We start from the raw sequence: 16,357 nt of genomic DNA, 5'->3' as shown, positions 1-16,357 counted from the left end.
GCGGTCACGAAAAGAAATTCAGAAACACCGTGATGATAATAGCGTTGGCGAAGTCGATGAAGAAGGCCCCCACGATGGGGACCACCAGGAAGGCGCGTTTCGCCGGTCCGTACCGCTCGGCCAAGGACTCCATGCTCGCCATGGCGTTGGCCGTGGTCCCCAGCATGAAGCCGCAGAAGCCTGCGCAGGTGACCGCGCCGTCGTAATCCTTCCCGAAAAGCCTGAAGAGGGGCCAGAAGCAGGCTGCCCCGACCACGATGACCTGCGCCGCCACGACCGCCAGCATCGGCAGGGCCACGTCCGCCAGCTCCCAGAGCTTCAGGGTCATCATGGCCATGGCTATGAAGAGGGTGAGGGCCACGGTGCCGATGTCGTCGATCGACTTCTGCGAAAGGGAGATGACGCCGGTGAAGTCCGCCAGGTTCCGGATGATGGCGCCGGCGAACATGGCGCCGATATAAGCGGGAAGCGTCATCCCCAGGGCGGTGAAGCCCCGGCTTATCCAGTACCCAATCCACATGGCAGCGAGGATGGCCACCAGGTTTTTCAACAGCGCATAGGCCGACGGGTCCTCCCCGGACGGCGACTCCCCATCAGCCTCGGCAATCTGCTCTTCCACGATCTCGGTCGAAGCCGGCACGCGGCCGGGAATGGGGCTGTCGGCGCCGTGGCGCAGGCGGTACCGCTCGATGAGCCAGGTGCCGATGGGGGCGCCGATGAGGCCGCCGCAGATGATGCCGGTCATGGCCGAGGCCACCGCCAGGGACGACGCGCCGGGAACGCCGGCCTTCTCAAAGAGGGGGGCGAAGGCGAGTCCCGTGGCGGGCCCTCCCACCAGGGTCACCGAGGAGTTGAACACGCCGAAGAGGGGGTGCTGTCCCAGGGGCACAGCCACGGCGATGCCAATGGCGTTCTGCAGTATTGTGAAGAATATGGCGATGATAAGGAAGGTGACGATTTTCACTCCCCCGGTACGCAGGAGTTTCAGGCTGCTCCCGAGGCCGATGGAGGTGAAAAAGGCCGTCATCAGGGGCGCCTGCAGGGACGTGTCAAAGGTGAAGGGGCTGCCGCCGAAGCCCCGCGCAGCCAGGTTGACCAGGGCGATGACGAGCCCGCCCAGGACCGGCGCCGGCAGGTTGTACCGCGCCAGTACCGGGACGATCTTCCTGATACCGTACCCGGCGAATACCACCAGGCCGGCAAAGGCGACGGTCTGAATCATGTCGAGAATGAACATGCGGGGAATTGATCAGAGAGGATCGGCGGCGTCAATAAATAAATTGAATCATCCCAACCCCTTTACGGTTTATCAGTCTATCCTTTGCGGGCTTCTTTTAATTCATTAATTATATCTTCTTCATTTAATATCGTGCCGGGGCTTCGCCACAGGAGAGATCCGTCGGGATTCAATATTCGCAGATTATTGAAATCCTCTTCGCACAGGTGTATGGTTCCCCGGCCAGTGACGGACATTTTTTTTACCGTTGATCCGAAGGTGAAATTGTTTTTCGGCGCATGGGGGCCGGCGAGCACCTGGAACGAACCGTCGGTTCCGATCTTCGCCACATGGGACCAGTCCAATCCCCCGATTGTTTTCCGGTGATAAAAAAGAATGAAAAGAGACCCGTCTCCCGAGACATCGCAGTCCACTATGCTGCCCACCGCCTTCTGGGAAGGCTTCATCATTCCGAGGAATTTCCCAGTACTGTCAAACCTGGCGAAAAATATATCGTCCTTTTCCACCATGTAGAGGGAGCCGTCAGGACCCGCCACCATCTGTGCGCCATGGGGTGGAAGGGCCGGCTGATCATGGAGGGTATCCCAATCAGGCATTTCATGATCAAGTTCTTCATCCCTGAAGCCCGGCCAGAGGGGGATTCGCTTTCCCTCGGAATTGAAACGGCGGATTTCGGCAATTCCGAAGTTTTCTTTGACGATTTCTTCCGGGGTTAACGTGCGGCTTCCGGGCTTCAGCTTCCGCCACAGGCTCTTTTGGGGGGGAGGTTCATCCATCCACTGGCGATATACGAGCATGGTATTATCATGACACAGGGCTGTGTTGTCCCAATTTTTTATTACGGATATCAGGTCCGGATCATGATCTTCATTATTAATAGTGAGCTCCTTTTTTCCGGTTTCCGCGTCAAAGATGTTAACCGATTCGATGTCCTGGTCAACGACCCAGAGCCTGTTCATCTTCTCCGCGTAGAAAAGGCGAGCCGATGACCTGCATTCAAAGTTTTTTTCCAGCCATCGGAATTTGCCGACCTGGTCCGCCCTCCCGAGACAATAATCCTCCCCTTCCTGGTACAATAAAACGATATCATCATTAGGCATTCCCGCAAGATCGTAGAAATCCCCGATTTCATACGGAAGGATCGTTTCCCCTTCGTTGAGATCGATAAGGATGAACCAGGGATAGGAAACGGTGACGGGGTGAAGCCTCCGCCACACGTCGTCAGGCACCAGGAAGTCACTTCCGCAGTTTTTGCACTTCACGGTCCGGCTCGAGCCGTCGAGGGGGAGCGATCCCCCGCAATTGTAGCAGAATATCGATATGCCCGTGTTTTCATGGGCGGATTGTATCGCTGATTCATCCGCTGTTTCCCCGACTATAAAGCTCGCGTACAGCATGACCCGGTTGAACCATTCCGGCGGCTTGCGGATGCTCCAGCCGGTATTGCACCTGGTGCATAGGAATTCCGTTTTTCCGCTTTCGAACATGTTGACAAGGTCATCAATGCGCCACGGGGTATTGCATTTCTGGCACCGGGGATTCCGGTTGCCGTAGGTCATGCTGAAGGAGCCGACTCCCGCGCTCATGCCCGTGGCACCCGTGTCCGTTTCAGCATTCATGGAAAGCGCCTGCATCAATTGGGATTTCACTATGTACTGCCAGAATTCCACCGGTGTCGCCGTTTCCTTGAGACAGGATGGGCATAGAATCGTTTCATAAGCCCCGTTGACGGGCATGGGCAGGCGGCAATTGGCGCAATCGATGGTCAGGTTCATGAAGATTGATTTCATCCGTCACCTCCTCATTTGTTCGCGGAACATGGACCCGGTCCTTTTCGCAGCGGGATCGGGGAATACGTTGATGTGTGATTATTTCACCAATCCTTTCCTCACTGAAAGCAGAAATTCCACGAACAGACTGACAAAGATCATATCTACGGTTCCAACCAGGAGCAGCAGTACATTGGCCTGATTCAAAGCCAGGGTTATGACGCAATCGATAAAGAACAATGTTTTTGCCGTAATTCCGATCACTACGACCCCGTGATTTTTTGTGATGTCACGGCTTACTATAAGGTAGCCAATGCCAAAGGCTATGATAAACCAGAACATAGCGTGGTAGGGAAAGAGGACCGCGGGAGGATTAATGCCGAAAAAGCCGAAGGAAAATTCCGGCATAAGAATGCCACCCAGCCAGACAGGGAATGCCGCTGCAATGTTCCATATTCCGCCAATAAGAAAAAGGTTCTTGTAATACGCTGATCTGTTCATGATGGTATCCCCCTCTTAATGGTTTTGCATTTTTATATTGTTAAGCAATGTCTCCAGTTGTTCCAGGTCCCACTGGAGGTCCATTTCTTGGAACATGGTCCTGGCCCTTTCGAGGCATTCCTCCGGGGTGAGGCCGATGATTTTTTTTGCCAGAACGCGGGCCTTCGGCTGGAGGCGGGCGTGTTTTTCCGTGAGGGGCTTTTCAAGGAGGCGCTTGCCGACCTCGAAGTAGGTGCGGGAGAGTTCGGGACGGGCGCCGAGGCGTTCGCCTTCGTAAATAGTTTTCTTCCACCAGCGAATGGATTTCTTCTTTTTGCATAGCAGCCAGAAATGAGTTCCAATAACTCTATAAGCCCTCGTTCTGCATAAAGCATTTTTGCGTGCATGCCGGATCATTATTTTCAGAAATCTCGATGCCATCTGTTTCTCCTTGCGAAAGCTATCAATATCACCAACAATATTATAATGCTCCATTAATTGCTGTGCAATAATGAGTTTAGTAATGAAATAATCAGATGTTATAATTGGAACCGTTTCATATTCATTATAAATTGAATCTGCTTCTGTAATATGGCGTTGTGCGTCGAGCAATTTCCCATTCAATAAAGATGTATATGATTGTGCTGAATAAAGTGATATAAGAAAATTCATTTCGGATCCATGTTTTCGAATATGATTTATTCCTTCATTAATGATCGCACAATCACCTGTTTTATTCTTTATTTGTAGTAATTTTGATTTGATCCAGAACAGATCATCTTTTGCGGAATTTAAAGAATATTGAAGATATATTTCTTCTAATTTTGTTATTTTTGAATCACAACAACTAAAATTACCACGTTCAGCATTTAACAATGATTCAAAAAATAACAAGCTTGCAGTATTGATATATTCACCGATATCATTTCCATTTTTAACCAAATCATCAGTGGCAGGTAAATCTATCCAATTTCCCGATAATACATTAAAAATGGTTGAACTCAATGTATAATATAAAATACTGATGGTATTGTCAGGATTAATATTTTTTTCGGCGAGCTTAAGACTCATTTTGCTTACTGAAAATGAAATCCCCGTATAAGAAAAAAGCACACTATTCGTAGCAAGAATCCCAACACCAAATTCAAATAGCCTGAAATTAAATTGGGAGAAGTATTTCCAGAAATAATATGTATTAATAAAGAATTGCCAGGGCTGTGTTAGCATAACCGCATAGAGCATTTTATGGAAAAGACGAATGTTGTCAACATCGTGTTCCGAAGGAACGCGTTTCCATTTGACCAAAGGCATGTAAAGACTAATTAGGTGATGGGCAATACAGTTAACTGTTTTCGTGGCGGAGCCAAAGCGACTGCGAGGAAATTTCCCCCAGTAAAATTCAAGGGCGGGACGAAAATATTTAAGTGACTCATTCCAGTCTGATCGGTAGAAATATGCAAGGGCAATATTCTTTTCTATCATTGCGATTTTTTCAGGATCGGATTTGTTTTTATATTTATTTCGATAGAGTTCAAGCGCCCTTGAATAGTAGCCCAATGCCTCACTGCTTGCTGACGCCTTCATCGCCTCTTCGCCGGCTTTGAGCATGTATTCTTCGGCCTTGTCCGGGTTGTCGCCATTGCTATAATGGTAAGCCAGCATACCGTAAAACTCATGGAGTCGCTCCGTGAACACGCTCTCTATTGCATGCGCAACATACAGGTGCAGTTCCTTTCGCTTCTGTATCAGTATTGATTCGTAAGCCGCCTCTTGGGCCAGGGCGTGCTTGAAGAGATACTCTATCTCGTCCAGGCGTTTCCGTTTACGGATGAGCTGAATATCCTCAAGATAGGAAAGCCTCCGGTCGATATCAGACACGTTTTGAGCAACTTCGGTAATTATCTTGTGGAAAAAGTTACGGCCGATGACCGACGCTGTCTTAACCAGGATTTTCGTCTCCTCGTCGAGCCGGTCGATGCGTCCCATTAATACCTCGTTAATAGTGAGGGGCACCGTGACGTTGTGGATTCTCGCCGTCACCTCGAAGGTGTCACCTTTCCTGATCACCGCTCCCTCGTCGATGAAGGAGCGCACCACCTCCTCGACAAAGAATGGATTCCCTCCGGCACGTTCCTTGATCTGCTCCTCAATCTGGCGCGGAAGCCCCCTGATGTTCATCAAGTTGCCTATGAGTGCGCGGGTTTCCAGCTCCGTAAGGGGCTCGATAACGATTGGCATGTACCGGTCAGGGAAATCGGACGCGAGAGTTGTGAGGATACGGTCGCTGGTATCTACGTAGTTGGGCCGGAATACGAGGATATAGAGGATGCGATAGTTATCGACAAGCTTAAAAAGGGCGCTAAGGAGCTCAATGGAACTGGTATCGGCCCAGTGGAAATCCTCAATGTATACAACCATTGGCCTTAATGTTGAACCCTTGATGAGAAGCTCCCGTATATTCTTGAAAATGAGTTTCTCCATGGCTTCGCCCTCGATCCCCTTCACCCGCTCCGCGTGTTTCCCCGAGAGCTTCATGCCCATGAGGGTTCCGGCAAAAGGAATGATCTCCTCCGCCTCGTCGGGGTGGATTGATCGTATGGCTTTTTCAAGCTTCGTGAATTGAACTGTCTCGCCATCGTCCTCGGCTATTCCGGCCCAGCTTTTCAGAAGGTCGATGATGGGGTGGAAGGAAAGGCTGCGACCCATGGAAACAGCACGTCCTTCCAGCAGTGTCACCTGCTTCATGGCCGGATCGGCTTTGAGCTCCGCCATCAGTCGCGACTTGCCGATGCCTGCCTCGCCTACGATGGTGACGATGCCGCCTTCGCCCTTGATGAGCTTCATTACCTGGAAGCGGAGGTCGTTCATCTCCTCGTCGCGGCCCACCAGCTCGGAGTAGATCATCCGGTCGGGACCGGTTTTCGATTTTTGCTCTGACCCCCGGGTTTGTGCAGGTCTCTGACCCCCTCTTGTGTGGCGCGTTTTTTCCATGACCGATAACAATTCAAAGGTCGGCACCGGTTCGGATTTCCCCTTGAGCGAAACAGGGGGCAGAGCCCTGTATTCAAAGTCATCCCGGGTTGCACGGTAGGTCTCCGGACCCATCAGTATCTGACCTTTCTCGGACGCTCCCTCTATGCGAGAAGCGAGATTCACCGTATCTCCCATGACGGTGAAATCAGTGCGGTCTTTGCCCCCGACCTGGCCGGCAATGACCGGGCCGGTGTTCATGCCGATATGGATGTCGAGAGGTATGGCCAGGTTGTTTACTTTATTAAAGCGATACAGAGTGTTCCTCATTTCGATGGCTGTATTTACCGCCATGAGGGGGGCGTTTTCAAGGGCCCTGGGAACACCGAAGAGGACCATCACGCAGTCGCCGATGAACTTGTCAATGGTGCCGCCATGGGCCTTGATGACATCTTCCATCTCCCGGAAGACGCCGTTCATGATCCCGGTCACCTGCTCCGGGTCCATCTTTTCGCTCATGGCGGTGAATCCGGAGATATCGGCGAACATCACCGTGGCCAGGCGGCGCTCGGACTCGGCGGACTGCTTTTTAGGCTGCTCTGACCCCGGTACTGGGGGGGTGGGGCCGATAGTTATCGGTCGGGAAGGGTCTGTTTTATGCTCGATAGTTATCGGTGACGATTCTAATGCTTGCTCTGACCCCGGTTTTAGGGCTTCGGGACCGATAGTTATCGGTTCGAGGGTTGTTTTTTTCTCGCCGATAGTTATCGGTGCCTGGCTTTCCGATTGCTCTGACCCCGATTCCAGGTCATTTTCACCGATAGTTATCGGTCCGGAGTCATTATTTTGCTCTGACCCCCGGCATAATCCCCTGACGCAGGCCACTATTTCACTCCTTTTGGCCGGGAGGGACAGGTACGTGGCCCCGCATCCGGTACATGCCGCAGCAAGGTTATCGTCATTCCGATTGGACAAGAATAAAACCGGTATGTCAGAGTATTTTGGCTTGTTCCGGAGTTGATTGATGAACTTCATTGTTAACCGGTATTTTTCCGGATCATGCTGTTCCGGAAAACCGGTCATTACCAGGAGGGCCACATTCTCAGGCGGGAGGGCGTTGCTGTTCAGATCGGCAGCCAGTCCCTTTACACCGATATACTCACTCACGGGAAGCCCTAATGTCGCTCCCATGGAGGTAATAGTCGCCTGAAAGCCGTTGAAACGGTTTACGACAACAAGTGTTTTGGGCATGGTCAAGCGTAATCACGAATACTGCGGTCGCGCAACTCTTTTTTGAACTATCTTTGTCTGAGTGTGAAATGCCAGTGATAATAATGATTGTTTTTCAGCGTCTGCCAGGTTGTAATCCAGTGGTCAATCGTACGCCGTTCCATAGCCGTAATCCCGCTTGATGTACTTCATAATCAGCGAGGTTTCTATCCGGATGACGCCGTCGATCTTGCTGATCCGGTTGTACACCAGGTCGCTCAGCTCCTCCCTGGTCTTTACGATAAACTCCGCGTTGATGTTCGATTCGCCGCTGGTCATGATGATATACCAGAGCTCTTTCATTTTCTTCAGCTCATTGAGGACGGAATCCAGCTTCTTCATCTCGATATGGATATAGAGGTCGCCGGTCATCTCGAAGCCCAGGAGGTACGGATCGCAGACCGCCACGATTTGGATGAGCCTGCTGTCTATCAGTCGCTTGATGCGGGAGCGCACCGTTGCCTCGGAAATATCCAGCTTCTTGGCGATATCGATATTTGACAGCCTCCCGTCTTTCTGGAGAAGGGTGATGATCCGCGAATCGATGCTATCGATCTCTTTTTTTGCAGGGTCCTGTTCGTTTTTTTTCATTTTTTGATGCCTTTTTGAGTTAGAATCTCGTAAATCGTATATAAATATCATATATATATCATAATTCGTAAAAATCAATATTAATTTTATTGAATATCGTATATTTTTTATTGACAAGTAATCCTTCCATTCCTATTTTATGGGTGATAAAACCACAAGGGGGCATGATATGAGCAGCACCACGAACACGGCCGCGCCAATGGGATTCACCATCAACGATTTTAAAAAATACAAGGAAGCAGGCACGCCCATATCGATGATCACCTGTTATGATTTTCCCTTCGCGAAGATCATCGATCAGACCGATATCGACGTGGTCCTGGTGGGCGATTCCCTGGGAAATGTCATCGCCGGTTACCAGAACACCATCGCCGTCACCCTTGACCAGATCATCTATCACACGGAGATCGTGCGCCGCGGGGTGCCCTCCAAGTTTCTCATCGCTGACATGCCCTTCATGAGCTATCATATTTCCGTGGAAGATACCCTGCGGAACGCCGGCAGGGTCATGAAGGAGACCGGCGCGAACGCCATCAAGCTCGAAGGGGGCAGGGATTTCGCCGCGACCGTTACGGCCCTTGTGAAGGCGTCAATCCCGGTGATGGGCCACCTGGGCCTGACCCCCCAGTCGGTGCACAAGCTCGGCGGATACTCGGTGCAGGGAAAGGATGAAGACGCGCGGAAGACCATCATCGAGGACGCCCGGATCCTGGTGGATTGCGGCGTTTGCTCCATGGTTTTAGAAAAGGTCCCGGAGGAGCTGGCAAAGGAGATATCGGAGATGATACCGGTGCCGACCATCGGCATAGGCGCCGGCCGCTACTGCGACGGCCAGGTCCTGGTGCTTCACGACATGCTCGGCATGGACGAGTCTTTTAGGCCGAAATTCCTGAAAACCTACGCTTCCCTCTTTGATATATCCAAAAAAGCCATCCAGGAATACCATGACGAGGTGAGAGGGAAAAAATTCCCTGAAGAAAAGCACGCCTATCATTGATTCGTCTGGTGTGGCCTTCCTGCCAAAAATTATAATTGAAAATTTTCTATTATATTGTTATATAGTAAGCATCATTATTCGCTAAGGACGGCCCTATGGACAGACGGCGAGGCGATTACTTCCAGATGTGGAAGGAGCGGTATCCGGAGAAATTCGAAGCCGAGGAAACGATCTTTTCCCATGTCCACCGGGGGGACCGGCTGTTCATCAGCACGGCCTGCGGAGAGCCGCAGTACCTGGTGCATTCCCTGGTCAAGTATGCCGAGTCGCACCCCAAGGCTATCGTCGACGCGGAGCTCATGCAGGTATGGACCCTCGGCGTCGCGCCCTATTCGGACCAGAAGTTCGGGGCCAATTTCAGGCACAATTCCTTTTTCGTGGGCGATAACACCCGCGACTCCGTCAACACGGGACTGGCTGATTACACCCCGATTTTCCTTTCGCGGATCCCCCAGCTCTTCCGCAACAAGATGATCCCCATCGACGTGGCCCTTATCCAGACCTCGCTCCCGGACCAGAACGGGTACGTGAGCCTGGGCATCAGCGTCGATATCTGCATGGACGCCATCGAGAACGCCAAGCTGGTCATAGCCCAGATGAATCCTCGCATGCCCCGTGTTCACGGCGATACCTTCATCAGCATCAAGGATGTCGGCTTCATCGTGATGCAGGATGAGCCGCTGCTGGAGTACAATCCGGAGGTGCCCGACGAGATCGCCCGCACCATTGGCCGCTACGTCGCCAGCATCGTCAATGACGGCGATACGATCCAGGTGGGATACGGGAGCATGCCCAGCGCCATCATGTCCAGCCTTGTGGAAAAAAACAACCTGGGCGTCCACAGCGAGCTTTTCACCCATCCCATGATGGACCTTCTTAAGAGAGGAGTGGTGGACAATTCGAGAAAGACCACCGACCGCGGCAAGACCATGGCGGCCTTCTGCATGGGCGTGAAGGAAACCTACGAATACATCGACGACAACCCGTTCATCGAGTTCAAGCGGATCAGCTACACCAACAATCCCCTGGTGATAGCGCAGAACGTCAACATGACGGCCATCAACGCGGCCCTCCAGATCGACCTCACGGGGCAGGCCACGGCGGAGTCCATCGGAAACCAGTTCTTCAGCGGTATCGGCGGGAGCGCCGATTTCATGCGCGGCGCGATCCTGTCGCCGGGCGGGAAGACCATCCTGGTGCTCCAGTCCACGGCGCGGGGCGGCGAGGTCTCGCGCATCGTCCCCTTCCTCGATCCGGGCACCGGCGTGACCCTGAACCGCGGCGACATCAATTACGTGGTAACCGAGTACGGCATCGCCTACATCCACGGCAAGAACATCCGCGAGCGGGCCATGGACCTCATCGCCATCGCCCACCCGAAGTTCAGGCCCTGGCTGATCGACGAGGCGAAGAAGCAGAACCTCATTTACAAGGACCAGGCCTTTATCCCGGGCAAGCGCGGGGAATACCCGGAGCACCTTGCCACGTTCCGGACGACCAGGTCAGGCACGGCGCTGAAGATGCGGCCCGTGAACATCAACGACGAGACCATCATCAAGGACCTGTTCTATTCCCTTTCGGACCAGAGTTTCCAGCGTCGGTTCATGTCGTCGCGCCTTGACATGCCCCACGAGCGGCGGCAGGAATTCGTGGTGATCGATTACACCAGGGAGCTGGTCATCCTGGCCTTCGTCGAGGAGGGCGGCAAGGACATCGCCGCCGGCATGGGCCAGATGATCAAGGACGAGAAGAGCCACACCGCGGAGGTGGCCTTCGCCGTCCGCGACGACATGCACAACCGCGGGATCGGGTCGGAGCTCCTGGGGTACCTGATACTCCTGGCGAAGCGCGAGGGTCTCCTCGGGTTCACGGCGGAGGTGCTGGCGGAGAACCGTCCCATGCTCCACGTGTTCGAGAAAATGTTCCCCGATATCGAAAAGAAGCTGGATGACGGCGTTTTCGAGCTGGTGCTGCGCTTCAGCGACTCGGAGTAGAGAATAATGTGCGTCCTATGAAATATCTTTTCCCAGTCGCCGCGCTTATAATTCTTTTTTCACCGTCCATTGTTCATGCTTTCCCCGCCATTCCGGAGTCGATAGCCGTGACGGAGTGGAGAGCGCTTTTCAGCCAGGACCCGTCCCTTGAGGCGGCCCGTGAAAGCGACCGGTGGCAATCCATCGGGATGCCCTTAAAATTCCAGCTTCCCTATAAGCCGAAGCGGTCCTTCCAATACTGCTGGCTCAGGGGGGAGTTCATCATCGAGGATGATCCCGCCAGGTATTACGGTATCACCCTTGGAAGGATTAATTATACCTATACGATTTATATCAATAATTACCTGATCGATATTAAAACACCCGCGGAGATAGCCAATCTTCATTATCCGGAAAGCTTCATGATGCCACGGGGCCTTCTCAAAAAAGGCAGGAACGAATTATTCCTGTACCTGGGCGTTTTCGGATACGAATACGGCGGACTCCCGGACGGAGTCTATATCCAACCGAAGGTCGAATACCGCAGGTTGAAGAATTTCTATGACCTGGTGTTCAACCAGCTTCCCATCGGCATACTGCTGCTCCTGGCGGGGAGCATCCTCCTCATGGCTGCCGTGACGTTTTTCTATGGCTTCGACAGGCTTTTTCTCTACGAGATTCTCGTGCAGCTCCTCAACGCCGCCTATATCATCACCCTCTTTTCCCCCTATAAAATAGTGGCAATGGATATGATCTCGCCGATGCTGACGATGGCGATCCCGTTTTTTGCCGTCCTGTTCCTGCTAATCATACAGTCCCTGTACCGCGCTGAGCTGTATGAATATTCCTGGATCATCCACGGGGGAGTGCTGATACTGTCCGGTTCGGTCTTTGTGCTGAATTATTTCGTTCTCAATTTTTTTCTGAACCCGGCCTATTGCCTGGCCGTTATCGTCCTTTTCATTCCCTATGCCATCTACATGACCCTGAGGATCAACAGGGCGCGGCCCGACCGGTTCAAGCTCGTCGCGATACTGGCGCTGGTGTCGCTCCTCTCCGCCGGGGGAATCCTTGAGGTGATATTATACCTCTCCGGGAGCAGGTATTCCTTCCTGACCGTGACCTATGTCTCGCCCTTCGTGATACTGGGCTTCGCGGTCCTGGGCTCCAGGGAATACCAGAGGAGGATGATCGGCCTCAAGGTCCTCTACGATCAGCTCCAGGTCCGGGAGCCGAAGGCCGATCAGGCCAGGCGGAGGGTCGTGACCGATTCCACCGGGGAAAAATTAAAGAGCATCCTTTCGTTCATCAACGAGAATTACCGGTCAGATATTTCCCGCGAGGGCCTGGCCGCGGCCGTCGGCATGAACCCCAACTATTTCAGCAGCCAGTTCAAGGAGTTCACCGGGAAAAAGATCAATGACTACATCAACGAGCTCAGGATCCGCGAGGCGATGGAGCTTTTAAAGCAGGGCCATGTAAAGATCATCGATGTCGCCCTGGCAACGGGCTTTGACAGCCTCTCGACCTTTAACCGGGCCTTCAAGAGCTGCAGCGGCAAGACACCCACCGAGTACCGGGCGGAATTGACCATGGGCTAATCGACAGCAGCTCTCCTCTTTAAATGACTCTTGATTTTCCCCGTCAAATTTACAGAATCTGAAATATTGATTGGCATTGGTATTCGGGAGTATGATATCAATGAACGTATTAAACCGACCGGACGGTCATATAAAAAGAATATTTTCAGGATACGGAGTGGCGCGGATAGTTATCGGCCGATAAAAATTGATCGGGAGGATTTAAAATGAAGAAATATTTACTCTGGTTTGGATTATTGGCGCTTATAGTTCTGCTGCATTCAGATTCCATCAATGCCGCCGGGATTACCGCCCCGGGGCAGGCATCCTCCGGCTATGGCTCGGCGGAAAATTACATATGCAGCAGCTATACAGAGGGAAGGGTGGGAGCCTGGTATAATCCATGGAGCGGTTACTGGTGCTGGTACTATGTCCCGGCCAGGCTGAAGAACGGCTCCACCGCGCCGGTGGTCATCTATCTCCATGGCATGATGCTGATGGCGCCGGACATCTACATGGCCCATATCGAGCACCTGTGCAGGCAGGGGTATATCGTCCTGTTCCCGCAGATTAACAGGGGTGGATTGGTGGGCCTCGCCACCGATAACAATCAGAACAACATGATGCACCGGACCATCGATTCTGTCAACGACGCCCTGAATAAGATCGGATCAAAGGCCGACCGGGGCAACATGGTGCTCTTCGGCCATTCCCTGGGAGGGCTGATCAGCCTCTGCTGGTCCGATAACGAGGGAGACGCCGTTGCCCCGGCCGTTAAAAGGATCGTTACGGCCGATCCCTGCCTCTATTCCAATATTCCGGATTTTGTCGATGTATTTGTCACGGTGACGGAGCTCGATTTCAGAGAGAAGGCGAAATCGACCACGGCCCCGGTCATCATACTGACCGGCTCCGACGATACCATCGCCCTGCCCGAAACGGCATTTGACGCCCGTGACGCCCTGGTCAATTCCCCTTCAAAAGTAATATACCAGTATAATACGGATGATCACGGCGCCAGGGCCCTGAAGGCCGATCATATGGCCCCCATCTGCGACGACGGGTGGATGCCAAGCTGGGCCATGGACATGCTGGGAGGCGACGGCGAGGTGGACACCTTCGATTACCGCGTGTTCTGGGCCGCCCTGGACGCCGCCCTGGACGGGTGCGATACCCTTTCCTTTGACATGGGGACCTGGAGCGACGGCACCCCGGTCAAGGCCGTTACCCAGCTTGCCCCGTAAAATCCGCGCGGAGATAGGAACGTGCTCCGGCCCCCTCCTGTGAGGGGGCCATTCTATTTATTATTGTCATATTTTTTTGTAATTGCTTCCGAAAATAATAGTGTCAGAGTAAAAATTTAAGGTGTCAGGGTAACATGGCATTGACCTCTTATCATTCAGCTTCATGGTTACAGGTTGCTTCGGCCCGCCTCTGATGGGTACCCCCGGTTTCCGGTGATTCCGGAATAATTATACGGTAAATTCTTGACAGTGCCGTCCCGTTGACCGGTAATGACGATTGGTCGATTGTCCAATTTGACTTTTATGGGTACCTTGGGTATAGTATAAGAGAGCTACTGGAATGGAGGATATATGATCCAAAATAAAAAGTTCTGGTATTTCCTGATGATCGGGGCAATAGTCCTTTACGCCCTGTCCATTGTGCTGGGGCGATACCTGTTCCCCGGCGATCTTCTCATGTCCCACATTTTTTTTATCGGCCTTGTCGCGCTTCACATCGTTGAGATCCCAACCGTATCATTGAAAATTGGAAGAGATAAGGGGATTCCCATATTGATCGTCGTGTTAAATACGCTCCTGTACGGCTTCACCTGGTGGCTGCCGCTAAAAAAAGGCATAATAGACAAATAATTCTCCGAGAGGTTATCATGTTCAAATATGGTCCCGGTAAAAAGCTGGTGAGTTTCATGGTCTGGCTCTCCTGGCCGATCATAAAGGCCGGCAAGAAATACAGCAATGTTCCCGTTCTGAAATGGATCATAAATCCCTTTTTCCGGAGGCCCTATAACGAAGTGACTTCCGTGCCTATCAGCGTCAATATCAATCTTCCCAAGTCGGTGCCCCTTCCGCGAGCCACCCTGGAAAAACTGGTGGCGAAAGTCGACGACAAGTTCGTACTTCATGAATGCATATGCCGGCACCATAACAAGCGGCCCATGGAGGAGCGCACCCTCGGCTGCATGGTTTTAGGACCGGCGATAAAAAGGATCAATCCCTCCAACGGGCGCAGGATAACGACAAAGGAAGCTGTCGCCCATATCCGCCGCGCGGCAAAAATGGGTCTTATCGCCAATATAGCCCACGTGTGGATCGACCCCCTGGCGTACTGGCTCAGCTTCAAGGACCTGATGTTCATATGCTTCTGCGACGACGTCAATTGCCTTTACCGGACCCACATGAAAGACCGCGGGCCCAACCTCGATAAGACCTACAAGAAGCTGCCGGGCATCACCGTCCGCGTGGAGCCGAAGAAGTGCGACGGCTGCGAGGTCTGCGTGGACAAATGCTTCGTCGCCGCCATAACCATGAAAAACGGGAAAGCCCTCATCGGTCCCGATTGCAAGGGGTGCGGCCGCTGCGTCGAGGTGTGCCCGAGTAAGGCGATAACCTTGAAGCTGGCGGACGAGAAAAAGCTCCTCAGGCAGATAGAGGAGCGGATTCGCGAGATTGCCGTTATTCCCGGCATCGGGAAATAAGGGCTTTCGGGAAGAAGTCTGAAATTATGATTCAAGGGAGTCGATCATGAAGCTGTCATTAACACGCGAAGAGCTCGATGCCATAATCTTTCACGCGGCCTATTCCGTCATCTGTCTTCCCGTTCTCCTGGTCCCGGGGCTGGAGGTCGGCATCAAGCTCTTCTTGCTCGTGGTCCTTTACAATGTCGCCCTGCCGGTCACGGCAAAGCTCCGCGGTCATGATCTCTGGATCAACATCTGGCTTTTCGCCCTGATCCTGAGCGTCTTCCAGGTTTTCCCGGACTGGTTCCTTTCGCGCCAGCTGGGGATACTGGTTTTCCCGGAAGACGGCTTTCTCAAAATCGGCACCGTGTCCGGCTACATGGCCGGGCTGTGGGCCATCCCCGTCTTCATGATCGTGTACGTTTCCGTCAGGGCCGGAGAGCGCCTGTCGCCCCGGGCCGGATACCTGGCCGCGGCCCTTCTGGCGCTGGTGATTTTCGCCGGTTCCGAGGAGACCGTGTGGATGCTCCCCTCCTGGTACGCGCAAAACGTTGCCATGGTGGGCCATGTCGCCGTCTACATCGTCATCCCTGAAATTATACTGGGCATATCATGCCTGTATGCGTTTATGCAGATTAAGGAAAAGAAGAACTGGTATAAAGTACCGGTGGCGTTCCTGGTCATGCTCCTTTACCTGGGAGCGTCGGCGTTTTTCTTTTTTATCGTGGAACGCCTGCTGCGCTGATCGGTCCGGCGGCCGGTCGAAGGGGCCGCTCCCGAGCCTGATGAA

Annotated in this window: 12 protein-coding genes; 7 read left to right on the top strand and 5 right to left on the bottom strand. The window is 52.8% G+C overall.

Translation table 11 applies throughout. The annotated features are described in order from the left end of the window. Window positions 1-4: 4 nt before the first annotated feature. The 5 genes from gltS to KA369_09285 form a co-directional block, all read right to left on the bottom strand. The gene (gene gltS, locus KA369_09305; protein MBP7736154.1) at window positions 5-1,237 is read right to left on the bottom strand and encodes a sodium/glutamate symporter; all 1,233 of its coding nucleotides are present in this window, start codon (window positions 1,235-1,237) and stop codon (window positions 5-7) included. Window positions 1,238-1,314: 77 nt separating this feature from the next. After that, window positions 1,315-3,027 carry a hypothetical protein gene (locus tag KA369_09300; GenBank protein ID MBP7736153.1) on the bottom strand — a complete coding sequence of 571 codons (1,713 nt, stop codon included), beginning with the start codon at window positions 3,025-3,027 and terminating at the stop codon, window positions 1,315-1,317. Window positions 3,028-3,105: 78 nt separating this feature from the next. Beyond that, window positions 3,106-3,507 carry a hypothetical protein gene (locus tag KA369_09295; GenBank protein ID MBP7736152.1) on the bottom strand — a complete coding sequence of 134 codons (402 nt, stop codon included), beginning with the start codon at window positions 3,505-3,507 and terminating at the stop codon, window positions 3,106-3,108. 15 nt (window positions 3,508-3,522) lie between these two features. Continuing rightward, entirely contained in the window at window positions 3,523-7,341 is a 3,819-nt protein-coding gene (locus KA369_09290) for an AAA family ATPase (protein ID MBP7736151.1), read from the bottom strand. A gap of 489 nt (window positions 7,342-7,830) precedes the next feature. Further along, window positions 7,831-8,316, bottom strand: coding sequence for an AsnC family transcriptional regulator (locus KA369_09285; protein ID MBP7736150.1), 486 nt, complete (start codon window positions 8,314-8,316; stop codon window positions 7,831-7,833). Between the two features lie 199 nt (window positions 8,317-8,515). Between KA369_09285 and panB the strand changes: the two genes are divergently transcribed. The 7 genes from panB (at window position 8,516) to KA369_09250 (ending at window position 16,312) form a co-directional block, all read left to right on the top strand. Next, window positions 8,516-9,313, top strand: a complete 798-nt coding sequence (gene panB / locus KA369_09280; protein ID MBP7736149.1) for a 3-methyl-2-oxobutanoate hydroxymethyltransferase — start codon at window positions 8,516-8,518, stop codon at window positions 9,311-9,313. 95 nt (window positions 9,314-9,408) lie between these two features. Continuing rightward, window positions 9,409-11,307: a GNAT family N-acetyltransferase gene (locus KA369_09275; protein MBP7736148.1), complete on the top strand. Its 1,899-nt coding sequence runs from the start codon at window positions 9,409-9,411 to the stop codon at window positions 11,305-11,307. Between the two features lie 722 nt (window positions 11,308-12,029). After that, the gene (locus KA369_09270; GenBank protein MBP7736147.1) at window positions 12,030-12,887 is read left to right on the top strand and encodes a helix-turn-helix transcriptional regulator; all 858 of its coding nucleotides are present in this window, start codon (window positions 12,030-12,032) and stop codon (window positions 12,885-12,887) included. Between the two features lie 206 nt (window positions 12,888-13,093). After that, window positions 13,094-14,110, top strand: a complete 1,017-nt coding sequence (locus tag KA369_09265; GenBank protein ID MBP7736146.1) for a hypothetical protein — start codon at window positions 13,094-13,096, stop codon at window positions 14,108-14,110. A gap of 351 nt (window positions 14,111-14,461) precedes the next feature. After that, the gene (locus tag KA369_09260) at window positions 14,462-14,740 is read left to right on the top strand and encodes a hypothetical protein (protein MBP7736145.1); all 279 of its coding nucleotides are present in this window, start codon (window positions 14,462-14,464) and stop codon (window positions 14,738-14,740) included. Window positions 14,741-14,757: 17 nt separating this feature from the next. After that, window positions 14,758-15,585, top strand: coding sequence for a 4Fe-4S binding protein (locus KA369_09255; protein ID MBP7736144.1), 828 nt, complete (start codon window positions 14,758-14,760; stop codon window positions 15,583-15,585). Window positions 15,586-15,631: 46 nt separating this feature from the next. Further along, window positions 15,632-16,312, top strand: a complete 681-nt coding sequence (locus KA369_09250; protein MBP7736143.1) for a hypothetical protein — start codon at window positions 15,632-15,634, stop codon at window positions 16,310-16,312. Window positions 16,313-16,357 lie beyond the last annotated feature (45 nt).

It is taken from the genome of Spirochaetota bacterium (assembly GCA_017999915.1).
In the GTDB taxonomy this organism is placed as follows: Bacteria; Spirochaetota; UBA4802; order UBA4802; family UBA5550; genus RBG-16-49-21.
The sequence above is the reverse complement of the archived record's forward strand: the minus strand, read 5'-3'. Positions and strand labels throughout refer to the sequence as shown.